At 69.0% G+C, this 16,613-nt stretch carries 12 protein-coding genes; 6 read left to right on the top strand and 6 right to left on the bottom strand.

Features of this window, described 5'->3' with window-relative positions; genetic code table 11:
* Positions 1-79 precede the first annotated feature (79 nt).
* The 3 genes from I7X39_RS20435 to I7X39_RS20445 are packed head-to-tail and all read left to right on the top strand — an operon-like array spanning position 80 to position 2,254.
* Positions 80-406 carry a DUF2834 domain-containing protein gene (locus I7X39_RS20435; RefSeq protein ID WP_198113128.1) on the top strand — a complete coding sequence of 109 codons (327 nt, stop codon included), beginning with the start codon at positions 80-82 and terminating at the stop codon, positions 404-406.
* The gene (gene chrA, locus I7X39_RS20440; protein WP_310739951.1) at positions 403-1,752 is read left to right on the top strand and encodes a chromate efflux transporter; all 1,350 of its coding nucleotides are present in this window, start codon (positions 403-405) and stop codon (positions 1,750-1,752) included. The genes I7X39_RS20435 and chrA overlap by 4 nt, the downstream gene beginning before the upstream one ends.
* A gap of 31 nt (positions 1,753-1,783) precedes the next feature.
* A complete protein-coding gene (locus I7X39_RS20445) occupies positions 1,784-2,254 on the top strand; it encodes a CreA family protein (protein WP_198113061.1) in 471 nt (156 codons plus the stop codon).
* Here the strand turns inward: I7X39_RS20445 and rrtA are convergent.
* Positions 2,208-2,813 (bottom strand): rhombosortase, encoded by a 606-nt coding sequence (gene rrtA / locus I7X39_RS20450; protein WP_198113063.1) that lies wholly within the window; start codon positions 2,811-2,813, stop codon positions 2,208-2,210. The two genes, I7X39_RS20445 and rrtA, sit on opposite strands and share 47 nt — an antisense overlap.
* Positions 2,789-5,560 carry a bifunctional [glutamate--ammonia ligase]-adenylyl-L-tyrosine phosphorylase/[glutamate--ammonia-ligase] adenylyltransferase gene (glnE, locus tag I7X39_RS20455; RefSeq protein ID WP_310739952.1) on the bottom strand — a complete coding sequence of 924 codons (2,772 nt, stop codon included), beginning with the start codon at positions 5,558-5,560 and terminating at the stop codon, positions 2,789-2,791. Before glnE ends, rrtA begins: the two co-directional genes overlap by 25 nt.
* A 16-nt stretch (positions 5,561-5,576) precedes the next feature.
* Between glnE and I7X39_RS20460 the strand changes: the two genes are divergently transcribed.
* Complete coding sequence (locus I7X39_RS20460) at positions 5,577-9,629, top strand: YhdP family protein (RefSeq protein WP_198113067.1); 4,053 nt, start codon at positions 5,577-5,579, stop codon at positions 9,627-9,629.
* A 5-nt stretch (positions 9,630-9,634) separates the two neighbouring features.
* Positions 9,635-10,429 carry a carbon-nitrogen hydrolase family protein gene (locus I7X39_RS20465; protein WP_198113068.1) on the top strand — a complete coding sequence of 265 codons (795 nt, stop codon included), beginning with the start codon at positions 9,635-9,637 and terminating at the stop codon, positions 10,427-10,429.
* Between the two features lie 58 nt (positions 10,430-10,487).
* On the opposite strand, the gene I7X39_RS20470 is transcribed toward I7X39_RS20465, so the two are convergent.
* The 3 genes from I7X39_RS20470 to I7X39_RS20480 all read right to left on the bottom strand — a co-directional run bounded on the left by I7X39_RS20470 (position 10,488) and on the right by I7X39_RS20480 (position 13,228).
* On the bottom strand, positions 10,488-11,273 hold the full coding sequence (locus I7X39_RS20470; protein WP_198113069.1) for a hypothetical protein: 786 nt from the start codon (positions 11,271-11,273) through the stop codon (positions 10,488-10,490).
* A 318-nt stretch (positions 11,274-11,591) separates the two neighbouring features.
* Complete coding sequence (locus I7X39_RS20475; RefSeq protein ID WP_198113070.1) at positions 11,592-12,515, bottom strand: hypothetical protein; 924 nt, start codon at positions 12,513-12,515, stop codon at positions 11,592-11,594.
* Entirely contained in the window at positions 12,512-13,228 is a 717-nt protein-coding gene (locus I7X39_RS20480) for a hypothetical protein (protein WP_198113072.1), read from the bottom strand. The genes I7X39_RS20475 and I7X39_RS20480 overlap by 4 nt, the downstream gene beginning before the upstream one ends.
* 278 nt (positions 13,229-13,506) lie before the next feature.
* Here I7X39_RS20480 and I7X39_RS20485 point away from each other — a divergent pair, with 278 nt between their 5' ends.
* Positions 13,507-14,082 carry a hypothetical protein gene (locus tag I7X39_RS20485; protein WP_198113074.1) on the top strand — a complete coding sequence of 192 codons (576 nt, stop codon included), beginning with the start codon at positions 13,507-13,509 and terminating at the stop codon, positions 14,080-14,082.
* 647 nt (positions 14,083-14,729) lie between these two features.
* Here I7X39_RS20485 and I7X39_RS20490 read toward each other — a convergent pair.
* Positions 14,730-16,604, bottom strand: coding sequence for a methyl-accepting chemotaxis protein (locus tag I7X39_RS20490; RefSeq protein WP_232352090.1), 1,875 nt, complete (start codon positions 16,602-16,604; stop codon positions 14,730-14,732).
* Positions 16,605-16,613 lie beyond the last annotated feature (9 nt).

Below are 16,613 nucleotides of genomic sequence, written 5' to 3' on the forward strand. Positions count from 1 at the left end.
GCCATGACCTCGCAGGTCATTGCGGCCCCGCCGGGCGGCGCAAACACTGGCGCCGCCTTCAACCCCCCAGGAGATCACCATGCCCCGCCCCCTGCTCTGGATCGTCACGCTCGCCTTCGGCGCCTACTCGCTCTGGGCCCTGGCCCAGGTCGGCTACCTCGGGCTCTGGCAAGGCGGTTTCGCCAACCCGGGCAGCACGCAGATCACCTTCGATCTGATCGTCAGCTGCCTGCTGCTGCTGGGCTTCGTGGCGCAGGATGCCAAGGCCAGCGGTCGCCGCTTCTGGCCCTGGGCCCTGGCCACGCTGGCGCTGGGTTCGCTGGGCGTGCTGGGCTATCTGCTCTGGCCCGGCGCCCGCCGCGCGGTGACACGGCCGTCATCTCGCGCCGATACATTGGCCGCGTGACGACCGCGCCCCAGACCCGCCCCGCCCCCGTCGGTTTTGCCGAAGCCCTGCGCTTCTGGCTCCAGCTCGGATTCATCAGCTTCGGCGGCCCGGCAGGGCAGATCGCCATCATGCACACCGAGCTGGTGGAGCGGCGGCGCTGGATCAGCGAACAGCGCTTTCTGCACGCCCTCAACTACTGCATGCTGCTGCCCGGGCCGGAGGCGCAGCAGCTCGCCACCTACCTCGGCTGGCTGCTGCACCGGACTTGGGGCGGCATCGTGGCGGGGGCGCTGTTCGTGCTGCCCTCGCTCTTCATCCTGGTGGGCCTGAGCTGGGTCTACCTGCGCTTCGGCCACCTGCCCGTGGTGGCCGGCCTGTTCTACGGCCTCAAGCCGGCCGTCACGGCCCTGGTGCTGCATGCCGCGCACCGCATCGGCACCCGGGCGCTGAGGAACCGCTGGATGTGGGCCCTCGCCGCCGCCTCCTTCCTGGCCCTGTTCGCGTTCGACACGCCCTTCCCCGCCATCGTGCTGGCGGCGGGCCTGATCGGCCACTTCGGCGCGCGCCGCTGGCCGCAGGTGTTCACGCTGGGCGGCGGGCAGGGCAGCGCGAAGGCGAGCTACGGGCCGGCACTGATCGACGACGACACCCCGACGCCCGCGCATGCGCGCTTCTCGCGCCGCCGCCTGGCCCAGGTGCTGGGCATCGGGCTGGGCCTGTGGCTGGCAGCGCTCGGGCTGTTGACGATCCAGTACGGCTGGCAGGGCGCGCTCACGCAGATGGGCTGGTTCTTCACCAAGGCCGCGCTGCTGACCTTCGGCGGCGCCTACGCGGTACTGCCCTACGTCTACCAGGGCGCGGTGGAGCAGTACCAATGGCTCAGCGGCGGGCAGATGGTGGACGGCCTGGCGCTGGGCGAGACCACGCCAGGGCCGCTGATCATGGTGGTGGCCTTCGTCGGCTTCGTGGGCGGCTGGGGCCAGCAGGTGCTGGGGCCGGAGGCGCTCTTCCTCGGCGGCGCCCTGGCCGCGGCCGTGGTCACCTTCTTCACCTTCCTGCCCAGCTTCGTGTTCATCCTGGCCGGCGGGCCGCTGGTGGAGGCCACGCATGGCCGGCTCGGCTTCACGGCGCCGCTGTCGGCCATCACTGCCGCGGTGGTGGGCGTGATCCTCAATCTGGCGCTGTTCTTCGCCTGGCATGTGTTCTGGCCGCAGGGCTTTGCCGGGCGCTTCGACCTGGGCGCCTGCGCCATCGCCCTGGCTACCGGTGTCGCGCTGTTCCGCTTCAAGCTGGGTGTGCTGCCGCTGCTGGCGGGCTGCGCCGGCGCCGGGCTGCTGCTCAGCTCGCTGCCCGGCCTGCGCTGAGCCTACAGTGCCAGGCCTTCTGGAGCCCCGTATGAAGACCCTCACCCGCTTGGCCCTTTGCAGCCTGCTCGCCACCCCGGCTCTGGCCGAGAACGTCGGCGAGGTCTCGACCGCCTTCAAGCTGATTGGCCCCAACCACAAGGTGGTGGTGGAGGCCTACGACGACCCCAAGGTGGCCGGCGTGGCCTGCTACGTCTCGCGCGCCAAGACCGGCGGCCTCTCCGGCGCTTTCGGCCTGGCCGAGGACAAGGCCGAGGCCTCGATCGCCTGCCGCCAGGTGGGCGAGATCAGCTTCCCCAAGGGCGCGCTGCCGCAGCAGGAAGAGGTGTTCAGCGAACGCGCCTCCATCCTCTTCAAGCGCGTGCGCGTGGTGCGCATGGTCGACAAGGCGCGCAACACCCTGGTCTACCTGACCTACACCGACCGACTGATCGACGGCTCGCCGCAGAACAGCGTCACCGCGGTGCCGGTGCCGCGCGAGACCGTGGTGCCGCTGAAGTAAGGCGGCGCAGCAGCAACCAGGCCGGCAATGCGCTGGCCGCGCCCAGCGCGTGCGCCAGTGGCACCGTGGCCATGCCGCCCCAGAAGGGCTCGTGGCGCAGGGCCGGCCCCCAGGGTTGCTCCAGGCCCAGCTTGAGCACCAACCCGGCCAGCAGGGCCGCACCCACGGCGCGTGCGCGGCCCGGCTGCTGCAGCAGCCGCAGGCCGATGAGCGCCGCCGCGCCGTGCAGCAGGCCGGAGGCGCCGAAGTAGACCGGCAGATCGGGGCGCAGCGCCAGCAGCGCATGCGTCAGTGGCCAGGCCAGCAGCAGGGCCAGCAGCTCGCGCCGGCCGGCCTGGGCGCGCGCCGCCAGGGCGGCCAGCAGCAAGGCGCCGACGCAGTTGCCGGCCGCATGCAGCACCGAGCCGTGCACGGCCACGCAGGTCCACAGGCGCCAGGGTTCGGTGAGCCAGCGCCCGGCCTGCCAGTTCCAGGCCTCGGGCCGCAGCGCCAGGCCGGCCGCACAGCCGGCGGCCAAGCCCAGCAGCAGCCAGCTCAGGCCGGGAAGACGGCCGCCCACAGTGCGCGCACGGCGTCGCGGTGGCCGGCCAGCTCGCCCAGCGCGGCCTCGTCCAGGTGGGTGGGCTGCTCGTCCAGGCGCAGGCGGTGCTGGGCGCGGCGCAGTTCGCGGTAGGCGTCGGCCGCAGCGCGGCCGATGCCCGGGCCCAGCAGGCCGGCGGCTTCGGCCCGCTGCAGCAGGGCGATCAGGCCCTTGTTGGGGATCAGCTCGGGGTGGGCGGCGCTGTGCAGCAGCTGCAGGGCCTGCAGCGCGAACTCGGCGTCCAGCATGCCGCCGGGGCTGTGCTTGAGGTCGAAGCGGCCGGCGCGCACCGGGTGGGCCTGGCGCAACTTCTCGCGCATGGCCAGCACCTCGGCTTTCAACGCCGCGGGTTCGCGCGCGGCCTGCATCACCCCCTGGCGTACGGCCTCGAAGGGGGCTTCGAGCGCGGCGTCGCCGGCGCACCAGCGCGCCCGGGTGATGGCCTGGTGTTCCCAGGTCCAGGCGGTGTTGCTGCCGCGGCCTTCCTGGTAGGCGGCAAAGCTCTTCAGGCTGCTGACGAGCAGGCCGCTGTTGCCGTTCGGGCGCAGCGCGGTGTCGATGTCGAAGAGGCCGCCGGCGCGGGTCTGCAGCGTCAGCCAGGGCACCAGCTTGCGCACGAAATTCCCATACGCCTCGGGCGCGGCTTCGTCCTCGTCGTCGTAGAGGAACACGACGTCCAGATCGGAGCCGTAGCCGAGCTCCTTGCCACCGAGCTTGCCGTAGGCGATGACGGCAAAGCGCGGCTGCGCGCGGTGCGCCTTGCCGAGCTTCAACTGGCGCGCCCAGCACCAGTCGATCGCCGTTTGCAGCAGGGCGTCGGCCAGGGCGCTGAGGTCGTCGGCCACCTCTTCCACGGTGATGCAGCCCTCGACGTCGCGCACCAGGGTGCGGAACACCTCGGCATGGTGGGCGCGGCGCAGCGCGTCCAGCAGGGATTCCTCGTCGTCCTCGCCGGCGCGCACCCAGGCCTCGTGGCGCTCGGCCAGCTCCTGGCGGAAGGCGGCGGGCTCGAAACGTTCGTGCAGCAGGCGCACATCGGCCAGCTCGTCGATGACGCCGGGGTGCTGCATCAGGTAGCGCATCGGCCAGCGGGCGAGACCCAGCAGGCGCAGCAATCGCGTCAGCACGGCCGGGCGTTCGATCAGCAGGGCCAGGTAGGCCTCGCGGCGCAGCAGGGGTTCGACCCAGTCGACGAAGCGCGCCGCCGCCGCGGCCTCGCAATGGCCCTGCGCCACCTGCTGGGCAGCGCGCTGGAACAACTGGGCCAGGCGCTGCTGGGCGGTTTCCTTCAGGCCCTGCACGCGCGGCTGCTGCGCAAAGGCGCGCACCGCCGCCTGCAGGGGTTCGGGCAGGGCGGCCAGGAAGTCTTCGCTGGTCAGACTGGCCGGGGCGCCGCAGCTGCCGGGTTTGCAGGGCCCGCCGGGCGCGCGACCCTCGTGCAGCAGGGCGTCGAACTCGGCCGCCACGCGCTCGCGGGTTTCGCACAGGCGCTCGAACAGCGGGCAGCTGGCGTGCTCCTCGAAGCCCTGGCAGGGCTTGGCCTCGGTGCGCTGCAGGCCCAGGGTCTGGGCGATCCAGCGCAGGTCCTCGATGGCGCCAGGCAGGCAGTGGGTCTGCTGATCGTCCAGGTACTGGATGCGGTGCTCGACCTGGCGCAGGAACTCGTAGTCGCCCGCCAGCAGGCGCGCGGCCTCGGGTTTCATCAGGCCGGCGGCGGCCAGGCGGTCCAGGGCTTTCAGCGTGGAGCGGGTGCGGATCTCGGGGAACTGGCCGCCGCGAACCACCTGCAGCAGCTGGACGATGAACTCGATCTCGCGGATGCCGCCGCGGCTGAGCTTGACGTCATTGGCGCGCTCGGGCCGGCCGGCGGCGCGGCGCTGCGCCTCCTCGCGGATCATGCGGTGGATCTGGCGCAGGCCCTCGAACACCGAGTAATCGAGGTACCGGCGGTACACAAAGGGCGTGACGAGCTGGCTGAGCTGCTGCGCGCGCTTCAAGGTGTCGGGGTCGCGCGGCGCCACCACCCGGCTCTTCAGCCAGGCCAGGCGTTCCCACTCGCGGCCCTGGGCGTAGAAGTAGGTTTCCAGCGCGGCCAGGCTGCAGGCCGGCGGGCCGCTGTTGCCGTTGGGGCGCAGCGCCAGGTCCATGCGGAAGACCTGGCCGTCCTCGGTCACGTCACCGATCAGGGTGGTCAGGCGCTTGGCCACGCGGCCGAAGTACTCGGCGGCGCTCAAGCTCACCGGGCCGTCGCTGTCGCCGTCTTCCTCGTACACATAGATGAGGTCGATGTCGGACGAGACGTTCAGCTCGCGCGCGCCCAGCTTGCCCATGCCCAGCACCCAGAAGGCGACCTCCTGGCCCTCGGCATTGCGCAGCCGGCCGTGGCGCTCGGCCAGCTCGGTGCGGGCGGCCTGCACGGCGATGTCCAGCGTCACCTCGGCCAGCAGGGTCATGGCGCTGGTCACCCCGGCCAGCGGCAGCTGGCCCGCGCAATCCAGCGTGGCCAGGCGCTCCAGCCAGAGCTGGCGCGCCACGCGCAGCGCGGCGGGCAGGGGGCGGCCCTGGCGTTCCAGCGTGCGGACGAGGGCGCGCAGCGCGGCCTCATCCGGCGCGCCGGGCGGCAGCAGGGCCAATTCGGCCGCATAACGGCGCCGGATGCGCTGCACGAACCGGCTGTGCGCGGCGGCGTCCTCGCACTCGGCTGCGCCAGCGTTCAGCGGCGACACTTCGGCCCCTGACCCCATGTCCTCTGTCCTGTCCAAGATTGCTGCGGCCTCGCATCGCCCCGCCCGCTGGCTGCGCCGCGGCCTGCGGGCATTGCTGTGGGCGGTGCTGGGTCTGTGGTTTGTCTTGCTCAGCCTGTGGCTGATCCTGCACTGGGCGATTCTGCCGAACGTGGACCGCTGGCGCCCCGAGCTGGAACAGCGCGCCACAAGCTGGTTGGGGTCTTCGGTGCGCATTGGGGCGATCGAGGTGCGCACGGCCGGTTGGATCCCGGCGCTCGATCTACGCGAGGTGCAGCTGCTGGACGCCGCCGGCCGGCCGGCGCTGCGCCTGCCGCGCGTCACCGCCGCGCTCTCGGCGCGCTCGCTGCTGACCTTCACGCCGCGCCTGGAGCAGCTCTACCTGCATGAACCCGAGCTGGAGCTGCGCCGCGACGCGCAGGGCCAGATCTGGGTGGCCGGCCAGCGCCTGCGCACCGAAGGCGCCGCCGAGGACACCCGCCTGGCCGACTGGCTGCTGCGCCAGCACGAGTTCGCCATCCAAGGCGGCCGCCTGCGCTGGGTGGACGAAACCCGCGCTGCCGAGCCCCTGGTGCTGCAGGGCGTGGACCTGCTGTGGCGCAACGGCCTGCGCCGCCACGAGCTGCGCATCGACGCCGTGCCCCCGCCCGGCTGGGGCGAGCGCCTGAGCCTGCGCGCCCGCGTGACGCAACCCTTCCTGGCCCGGCCGAGCGACTGGAAGCGCTGGAACGGCCTGTTCTACGCCGAGCTGCCGCGCGCCCGCGTGGCCGAGCTGCGCCGCCACCTCAGCCTGCCCTTCGACCTGAACGAGGGCGACGGCGCCCTGCGCTTCTGGGCCGAGCTGAAGCAAGGCAGCCTGCACAGCGCCGACCTGGACCTGGCCCTGCGCGCCGTGGCCCTGCGGCTGACGCCGCGCGTGCAGCCGCTGCAGCTGGCCGATCTGCAAACCCGCATCAGCTGGAGCCAGCAGCCCCAGGGCACGCGCTGGCAGCTGCGCGGCCTGCGCTTTCAGCTGCAGGATGGGGAGGGCCCGGCGCAGCACTGGGCGCCCAGCCAGCTCACCCTGAGCCTGCAGCATCCGGCCAGTCGCGGCCTGTGGCAGCCGCTGGCCCCCGGCAGCCTGCAGGGCGGCCAGCTGCAGGCTGACCGCCTGGACCTGGGCCTGCTGGCCGCCTTGGCCGAACGCCTGCCCCTGGGCGAGGCCCTGCACCGGGAGCTGCAGAGCCGCCAGCCGCAGGGTCGCGTGAACCAGCTGCTGGCGGAGTGGCAGGGCAGCCTGGACGCCCCCACGCAGTGGCGCGTGGATGCCAGCGCCGAGGGCCTGGCCTGGGCCGCGCTGCCCGCCAGCGCCGCACCCGACGGCAGGCCCGGCCTGGGCCAGCCCGGCCTGCAGGGCGCGGCGCTGAGCCTGAACGCCAGCGAGCAGGGCGGGCAGGCACGCATCAGCCTGCGCGAGGGCCATGTGGCCTGGCCCGGCCTGCTGGCCGACGAGCAACTGCCGCTGGAGCAGGCGCAGCTGCAGCTGCAATGGCAACGCCAGGCCGACAGCTGGGACGTTCAGCTGCGCCAGGCCAAGCTGCGCACCGCCGACGGCCACCTCGAACTGGACGGCCGCTGGCGCAGCGCGGGCCCGAACGACCCCAAGCGCCACGGCCACTTGGAGCTGAACGCCAAGCTGCCGCGGCTGGACGTGCGCGCTCTGCCACGCTACCTGCCGCTGCCGCTGGACGCCGGCGTGCGCCGCTACCTGGCCGAATCCCTGCAGGCCGGCGAGGCCCGCCAGGTGCAGCTCACGCTCAAGGGCGCGCTGGACGACTTCCCCTTCGAACACGGCGGCGGCGTGTTCAAGGTCACGGCCAAGGCCCAGGGCCTGCGCTACGCCTTCGTGCCCAGCCATGGCGCCGACGAGCGCGGCCCCGCCTACCAATCTCCCTGGCCGGCGCTGGAGGAGCTCAATGGCGAGCTGAGCTTCGAAGGCCCGGGCATGCGCATCAAGAACGCCCGCACCAAGGTGGGCAATCTGGAAGCGCAGGTGACGCAGGCCGTGGTAGCCCACCTGGGGCGCGAGCCGGTGATGAAGATCGACGGCAGCTGGAAGGGCCCGGCCCAGGACGCGCTGCAGTTCATGCGCAACACTCCCATCGGCGGCTGGACCGGCCACGCGCTCGGCCTGGCCCAGGCCAGCGGCCCCGTGGCCGGCAAGCTGGCGCTGCAGATCCCCCTGCAGCACCCCGAGCGCACCACCGTTCAGGGCAATGTGCAGCTGGCCGGCAACGAGCTGCGCCTGCGCCCCGACCTGCCGCCCTTCCAGAACGTGCGCGCCCGGGCCGAGTTCACCGAAGGCGGGCTGCAGATCCCCAGCGCCCAGGCGCGCTGGCTGGGCGGCGAGCTGAAGGTCGAGGGCGGCAGCCAGGCGGACCGCAGCCTGCTGCTGCGCGCGCAAGGCAGCGCCAGCGCCGAAGGCCTGAAGGCCGCCACCGAGTTCGGCCCCATGGTCAGCGGCCTGGCCGCCAAGCTGAACGGGCTCACGCCCTTCCAGTTCCAGGGCGTGTGGAACGCCCAGGGCAGCGAGCTCAGCCTGCAAAGCCCCCTCACCGGCCTGGGCGCCAGCCTGCCCGAGCCCTTCGCCAAGCCGGCCGAAGCCAGCTGGCCGCTGCAGCTGAGCTGGCGCACCGACGTGCAGCGGGTGGACCGCCTGCGCATCGCCCTGGGCCCGCACCAGGGCCTGCTGGAACGCGCGCCCGGCCAGGCCCTGCGCGGCAGCCTGCGCGTGGGCTCCGGGCCCGAACCCAGCCTGCCCGAGCAGGGCCTGTGGCTGAACCTGAACCTGCCGCGCATCGACCTGGACGCCTGGCGCGCCGTGCTGCACGGCCTGGGCCCGCAGGGCGCCGGCGCCGGCGTGGCGCCCAGCCGCATCGCGCTCAACACCCCCGAGCTGCGCGTGGCCGGCCGCGTGCTGCGCGACATCAGCGCCGCCGCCAGCCGCGAGATGGAAGTGGCCGGGCGGCCGGTGTGGCGCTTCACGCTGCAGTCGCAGCCCATCAGCGGCTATGCGGAATGGCAGGAAGGCGGCAGCGCCGGCCAGCCCGGCCAGCTGCTGGCGCGCCTGGCGCGGCTTTCGCTGCCCAAGAGCGAGGCCGCGCGCGCCGACCAGGCGCTGGACGAAGCCAGCGGCCCCCTGCCCGGCCTGGACCTGGTGGTGGACGACTTCGAGCTGCGCGGCATGAAGCTGGGCCGGCTGGAGGTCAAGGCCACCGGCGCGCCAGCCGGCCAGCCCTGGTCGCTCGCCCATCTGGGGCTGCAGCACCCGGACGCCACCCTCAAGGCCCAGGGCGCCTGGCGCCCGCAGAGCCACCGCACCGAGCTGGACTGGCAGCTGGAGCTGGCCAACAGCGGCAGCTGGCTGGCCAATCTGGGCCTGCCCGACACCGTGCGCGGCGGCCAGGGCGAGCTCAAGGGGCGCCTGAGCTGGCGCGGCTCGCCGCTCAGCTTCGACATCCCCAACCTCGACGGCCAGTTCAGCGTGCAGCTGGGCGCCGGCCAGTTCCTGAAGGCCCAGCCGGGCGCGGCGCGCCTGCTCGGCGTGCTCAGCCTGCAATCCCTGCCGCGCCGCCTGCTGTTCGACTGGCGCGACGTCTTCGCCGACGGCTTCGCCTTCGACGACTTCGGCGGCGACGTGCAGATCGAGCGCGGCATCGCGCGCAGCAGCAACTTGCGCATGCGCGGCCCGCAGGCCAGCGTGCTGATGGACGGCAAGGCCGACCTGCTGCGCGAAACCGCCGACTTCAAGGTGCTGATGGTGCCGGACGTCAATGCCGGCGGCGCCTCGCTGGCCTATGCCGCCATCAACCCCGCTGTGGGCCTGACCACCTTCCTGGCCCAGCTGATCCTGCGCCGGCCCATCGCCGCCGCCGGCACCCAGCAGTTCCACATCACCGGCCCCTGGGCCGACCCGAAGGTGGAGAAGCTCGACAAGCCCGAGATCCCGGGCGCGCCGACGCCGCCCGCCGCCGCCCCAGCAGCCTCTGCCACCGCCTCCGCCCCGAAGTGAACGCCATGAAAGTCGCCGCCATTCAGCTCGTCTCCACCCCGCGCGCTGCCGACAACCTGGCCCGCGCCGCCCACTGGGTCGGCGAGGCCGCCGCCGCCGGCGCCCAGTTCGTGGCCCTGCCCGAATACTTCTGCCTGATGGGCCAGCAGGACGAGGACAAGCTCGGCATCGCCGAGACCCTGGACACCCCCGGCGTCATCCAGCACACCCTGCGCGACCTCGCGCGCGGCCACGGCATCTGGCTGCTCGGCGGCACCCTGCCGCTGCGCGCCGCCAGCGGCAAGGTCACTAACACCAGCCTCGCCTACGCCCCCGACGGCCACCTCGCCGCCCGCTACGACAAGATCCACCTCTTCAGCTTCAACAGCGGCCTGGGCGAGAGCTACGACGAAGGCCGCGTGCAGCAGGCCGGCCAGCAACCCGTCGCCTTCGACCTGGGCGGCTGGCGCACCGGGCTGTCGATCTGCTACGACCTGCGCTTCCCCGAGCTCTACCGCGCCCTCGCCCCCGAACTGATCTGCGCCCCTTCCGCCTTCACCCACACCACCGGCAAAGCCCATTGGGAGCTGCTGCTGCGCGCCCGCGCGGTAGAGAACCTGGCCTATGTGGTGGCCCCGGCCCAGGGCGGCACGCACGAGAACGGCCGCAAGACCTGGGGGCACACGATGATCGTGGACCCCTGGGGTGAAGTGCTGGCTGATGTGCCGGAAGGGGAAGGGATGGCGGTGGCGACGTTGGAGCGGCGGCGGCTGGAGGCGGTGCGCAAGGCGCTGCCTTGTTTGCAGCATCGGCGGCTTTGAAGGCAGCCGCGAAGCGGCGTGTGGGCTGACACGCCGGGTGCGTTGGCACGCTTTGGTTTTAACCCCCGCCTGGGCCGAGTAGCTCGGCCCAGCGTTGCTCACGCATCAAGCGCTCGAGTTGTGCCACGCGGGCCAGAGCCTGCTCTCGCTCAGCATCAGAAAGCACCATGGTGCTTGGACACACATACTCGACAGCGCAGCGTCGCAGCGTGCGCAAAGACTGAGGTTCGTTGGGAAATCCGGTCAAGCGCTGATAGAGCTCGTTTCGCACGAGCGCAAGCTGTGCAGACGTCAAGCCCTGCAGTTGCGGCAGCCTGCTCTCAGCGACCCGATCCAACCAGGCGTCAAAGGCAGCCGAGTACTTGGGCGGATTGGCCAACACCTGCCGGATGGCGGACCGGTAGTAATCGATGTAGCGCTCTTTCGGCCGGTCGCGAACCCATGCCGCCAGATTCCCTTTCAGCTTGACATGCTGTTTCAGAAAGGCAGTTGGGTCGGCGATCTGGCTTTGATTGCAGTAGCCCAACAGACTCTGCTTCGCCTGCTTCATTTCAAGTTGCAGCTGTTCCGCCCGGCTCTTATCACCATCGAAAAAGCCCGCCAACGCCAAGTCCTCAGCAGAGAGCGAAGGACTCTCCTTTCCAACCGAGCAGGCGACTACAGCCACCAGCGCGATGTAGTTGTTGTCTGGGTCGCTCGACGCGGCCGCCTTCCTCAGCAGCTCATCAAGCGGGATACGCGTACTGGCGGCACTGCCATCGAGATTGAACTGCAGCTCGATCGCCGGCGTCGCAGAACTCGGGGCCGGCCTCTCATCCAATTGACGGACGGTTTCGGCCGCCATCGGTCCGGATTGGACAGCCGGCGGCTTCGTAATGACGACGCTAGGTTGAGGCTGGGCCCGCCACAACAACCATCCAACCAAGAAAATGCAGGCGCCACCGAATAGCGCTCTAGCAATTCTCATTCGCCACCGCACATATCACCCATGCACGGATCTCGTGCCTTGGTTGGCTGGTCGGCTTGCTGACCGAGGCGCAATGATCATCGCGTGAACAAGTATCCAATCGGAATCAAGCCTCCATCGGAGGCCTGCCTGATCAATCAGTCGCCGCAATTTAGGCGTCAGTCAGAAGACGAATTGCGTCTTGCTGAAGATGTTTCATCGACCTTTCCTTTCACGCAAAATCGGACGAACATCTCCACTGCGAAATGCTGCTTCCATTTCTGCAGCCAAAACCAATATCTGTTGACGCGTCTTTTCGTCAAAATCCCTCGGACTGACCGCAGCTATAGCATATTCAGCGCCGCAAGATCCGAATAGAAAGCAGGAGCGCATCAATCGGACATCCTCCGATGCCATTTCGGGTGTCGATGTGGCCCTCAATATCGCCAACGATACTGCTGTATCAAATACTTCGGATTGCTCACCCCAATAAACGCCATCCCACGTTCTTGAAATAAGAAGAGGCCTAGCAGCTAGATTTGCAAGGTGTCCTTGCGAAGCCGCCTCTTCAAGCGCCGACTGAAACGATCTAGAGTCGCGCATGGCACTTACGGTGATCGCTGCGTCTTGAAAGGACTTGCCGTAAGCATCATCAGCCAACGGATCTTTGGCCACCCCATTCAATGCGCCACACTTTTGTTGAATTCGATCGCGCGCCTGCAGTCTGATTCCGAAATCAGGGGAGTTCTCCTGACCGAGCAGTGGATTCTCCTTCGAATTGTCTTGCGCAAGCTGGACCGCAAAGTTTGCCTCCATGCAGTACATGTAAATTGCACGCGCTGCCGCGTAGCCGCCCATCTGCCGAGAGTTACGGAAGGCTTCAGCTATCGGATACAAGTTGGGTTCGGCGAGCGCTATAAACCAGTCCGGTTTCATCCGCTGCTCGGGCAGCTCAATGCGCGAGGATTCTCTGAGCGATGTCTGCTCGCTCGGAGTCGAGGAGGCGGCCGGCGAGTGCAGTTTCGGGGGGGCCTGCTCAAGTTGAAGGCGTGGCGCTTCTCCTGGGCGGAGCAAGAAATAAATTGCAACTACCGCAACAACTGCGCCGGCAACCAGCCAATTAAATAAACGCCACCTCATTCAGAGCAGGGGGTCTCTGATGGATCTGCGAAACCAACCGGCCAGATCACCATGGCTTTAGTGGTGTAGTCAAACCTCTCGATAACAAAGGTAACCGGGAGGCCAGTTGGATACTTGACATCCACTCGATTTCCAATACGGATAAGGCTAGTCTGCCCCGCGTAGGAACTCAAGATGGATTGCTTTGCCTGGTAATAGTCATAGCCCAGGTCCCTGTCCAGTGTATTTATCGGGGAAACTGACGACGTAGGGGCGCACTTTGGCAGCTTTTCCAAGAGCACCCCAACGACCATTTTAACGGTATCGTCAGAAATCTTCTGAAAACCAAGCCCTCTTAAGCGCATAGCTTGATCCCGAGCATTTCTTGTTACTGTCTCGCAATCCGCCCCGCGACAAATGGTCGTATCTCGCAAGCCTTTACCGCGGATCTCAACCTTCTCAAGGAGGTGGGTGAAAGAATTCCGCTCCCACCCGCTTAGCAGGATGTTGGAGCCCGTACCACAGTCGAGCGCCGTCAGTTGACCCTTAGGCAGCTCTTGAACTTGATAGGTTGAACCGCCAGCTTCCCCATCTATATGGGATTCGCTTCCAAGCTTGTTGTTCGATGCCGGAATTTTGAGTGGCTCATAAGAGCCGCAAAACGCTTTAGCTTGACCTGATAGAACTACAAGCAAGGTCAGTCCAAACACTTTTGAAAGAAAATTCTTTTGCATATGCGCTCCCAAAAAGCTGAAGGGCCGCGATTCTGATTTTGTATATTTTGAAATGCACAAGGGCATACCCCCGGTTGCCTCATGAAGAAGCCGTCTGAAGGTGCCTCTGGCAGCTCAGCTATCAGCGCGGGCGTTCTGGATCACTGACAGTGGGGCCCTCGAGGCCAGCGACTTTGAGCCTAGGACTGCTGAACACCAGCCTGTTGCCAGGCAACTGACCGGCGAAACCGGCCTTGATGCCCGCTTGGTGCGCAGCGCCTGCTGCCTAGACTGGCCCCATGTCCGTCTCGCGCCGCACCCTGCTCGCTGCCCTGCCCCTGCTGGCAGCCGGCTGCAGCACGCCGCTGCGCACCCCGCCGCTGGCCATCACGCCGCGCCAGGCCTTGCAATGGCGCAGCTTTGTGGACGAGCAGTTGCGCGGCCAGATTGCGCTGGGTGAGGTGCAGGGAGCGGATGAGCCCGCCGTGGGCTTCCTGCAGCAGGCGCTGGCCTTTGTGTGGGGCAGCCCGGTGGCGGGCCAGGTGGTGCTGGATGCGCTGGAAGACCAGCTGCGCGCGCTGCGCCTGCTGGCCAGTGCGGCCGAGCCCGGGCGCTACCGGCTGGACGCCAAGCTGATCCAGCTGGAGGTGGGCGGACTGATTGGCGGCGCCGAGGCGCAGGCGCGCGTGGAGTACACGGTGCGCGAGCGCGAGGAGGGCGGCCGGCTGATCTACCAGCGGCAGGTGCGCAGCGAAGGCAAGGCCGGCTGGCTGGACCACGCCTTCACGGCCGACCGGCAGCGCCTGGCCAAGGAGGCGGCGCTGCGCGCCGGGTTGGTGCTGCTGGCGCAGGATCTGGTGGCGCTACGGGTCTGAAATTGCGACCTGACCTGCATTCCTGCTGGACCTTGTGGCCGCCCAGGCCAGAGCCCTGACGCGAGTTCGGCGGACCCTGTGAGAGCGCTCGGGGGCTTCACCCCCGAACCCCGACCCGCATTTCTTTGCTGCGCCAAAGAAACGCGGGGCAAAGAAAGGCGCCAACCCACACAGTCGCCCTAGGGGCGAACTGTGATGGCGGTGCTTGGGCTCACACTGACACGAGCCCCCATCTGACTGCGACGGTCAGGACGACGAAGGCGCCCGGAGTACCGGTCGTCCCGGGCACCGCACACCATCACCCTCGACGCTCCGAAGAACAAACCCCCAACCAGCGCAATACCTGCAAGGACGCTCATTGGGGGTCCCTTCATCACAGAAAGCCCGCGATGGTTTGCAGTGGTCTAGTCGGCCGGTACTCCGGCCAGCTTAGCGGGCAGGTTTTCGCAGTCCCAGGAGGGGTGTGGGAGCCATGTGCGCCAGCCGTGCAGTCGCGGCCGACCCGAGGTCGGCTGCGTACATTGGCGCCTTTCTTTGCCCCGCGTTTCTTTGGCAAGACAAAGAAATGCGGGTCGGGGTGTGGGGTTGAAGACCCCACAGGCTCTGACGCACACCCACACCAGGGCCAAACAGCCCCCATCACCGCCCTAGTCGGTCCGGAACGCCCCCATCACCCCGATGAGCTGCTGCGCCTGATCCTTCAGGCTCATGGCCGCCGCGCTGCTTTGCTCCACCAGGGCGGCGTTCTGCTGGGTGGCGTTGTCCAGCTCGGTGACGGCCTGGCCGACTTCCTGGATGCCGCGGCTTTGCTCGTTGGTGGCCAGGCTGATGGCGCGCACCGTTTCGGTGACCTCGGCGACGACACGCAGCAGCTCGTCCATGCCCTGGCCGGCCTCGCGCACCCGGGTGGCGCCGGCCTGCACCTGCTCGCTGCTGGCCTGGATGAGGCTGCGCACCTCACGCGCGGCGGTGGCGCTGCGTTGTGCCAGGCTGCGCACTTCGGCCGCGACGACGGCAAAGCCGCGGCCCATCTCGCCGGCGCGCGCCGCCTCGACAGCAGCGTTCAGGGCCAGGATGTTGGTCTGGAAGGCGATGCCGTCGATGACGCCAATGATGTCGGCGATCTTGCGGCTGCTGCCCTCGATGCCCTGCATCAGCTGCACCACCTCGCCCACCATGGCACCGTTGCGGGTGGCAGCGCCACTGGCCTGTTCGGCCAGGCGGCTGGCGTTGCCGGCGGCCTCGGCATTGCTGCGCACCGATTCGCTCAGTTCCGTCATGGCCGAGGCGGTCTCCTCCAGGCTGGAGGCGGTCTGCTCGGTGCGGTGGCTCAGGTCAGCACTGCCCTGCGAGACCTCGGCGCTGGCGGTGGCGATCGAATCGGAGGTGGCGCGCACCTGCTGCACCAAGTGCGCCAGGCTGCCGACGAACTGGTTGAAGCTCTCGGCCAGGTGGCCGATCTCGTCGCTGCTCTCGACCTTCATGCGCCGGGTCAGATCCCCCTGGCCGTTGGCGATCTCGCCCAGCAGCTGCGCGGCGCGGCCCACCGGCGCGGCCACCGCGCGCGAGGCCATCAGCACCAGGCCGAGCGAGAGCAGGCCGCCGATGAGGATGCCGGCCAGCGCCGCCACCTGCACGGCGCGCGTCACCGGGCCCACCAGCTCGGCCTGCGGCACCTCGGCCACTACGTAGCCCTCCAGCTCGGGCACATAGGAGCTGGCCAGGAAGCGCGCGCCCTCGTGCTCGTGCTGCAGCACGGCGAAGGGCTTCTTGTCCAGCAGCACGCGGGCGGCGGCGTCGTCCAGCTTGAACAGGCCTTGCAGCTTGTGCTTGCCCTCGATGGTGAGCTTGGGGTCGCGGTGGATCAGCACGCTGCCGTCACCGCGCACCAGGAACACCGAGCCGGTCTGGCCGATGGTGTAGGCCTTGATGCTCTGCGCCATCGCGTCCACCGAGAGCGCCACGCCGGTGGCGCCGCGCTGCGTGGGGCTGGCCTCAAAGCGCGCGTTGATGAACATCATGTAGGCCTTGCTGGTGGGGTCCTGGTCGATCTCCACCGAGTAGGGCTTGCCCGAGTTCAGCATCGCGGGCAGCCAGGTATCGCGCTCGGCCAGCATGCGCGAAAGGCCCGCCTCATTGAAGTACTTGCCGGTCGCCTGCGAGACCCAGAACACCTGCGCGGTGGCCTGCTGCTGCTTGACGGCGCCGGCCAGGGCCTTCCAGTCGGCCACGCCTTCGTCGGGCAGGCCGGCGGCCTCCCACTTCAGCAGAAAGGGGTCGTGCGCGACCTGCAGCGAGGCCGAGAGCGGCACGGCGATGCGGCGCTGGATGTCGGCGCGGATGCCGGTCACCAGGGCCGGCAGCTCGTCGTTGACGATGCGTCCACGCACCGTGCTGCCGATCATCCAGGTGCTGATGACACCGCTGACCGCGCTGAACAGCAGCAGGCAGGCCGCCATGCAGGTGATCAGCTTGCGCTGGATGGACCAGCGCGCCCACTGCCGCTTCATGAATCCGAGCATCGTCGTCTC

It is taken from the genome of Inhella proteolytica, assembly GCF_016093275.1.
Taxonomy (GTDB): Bacteria; Pseudomonadota; Gammaproteobacteria; order Burkholderiales; family Burkholderiaceae_C; genus Inhella; species Inhella proteolytica.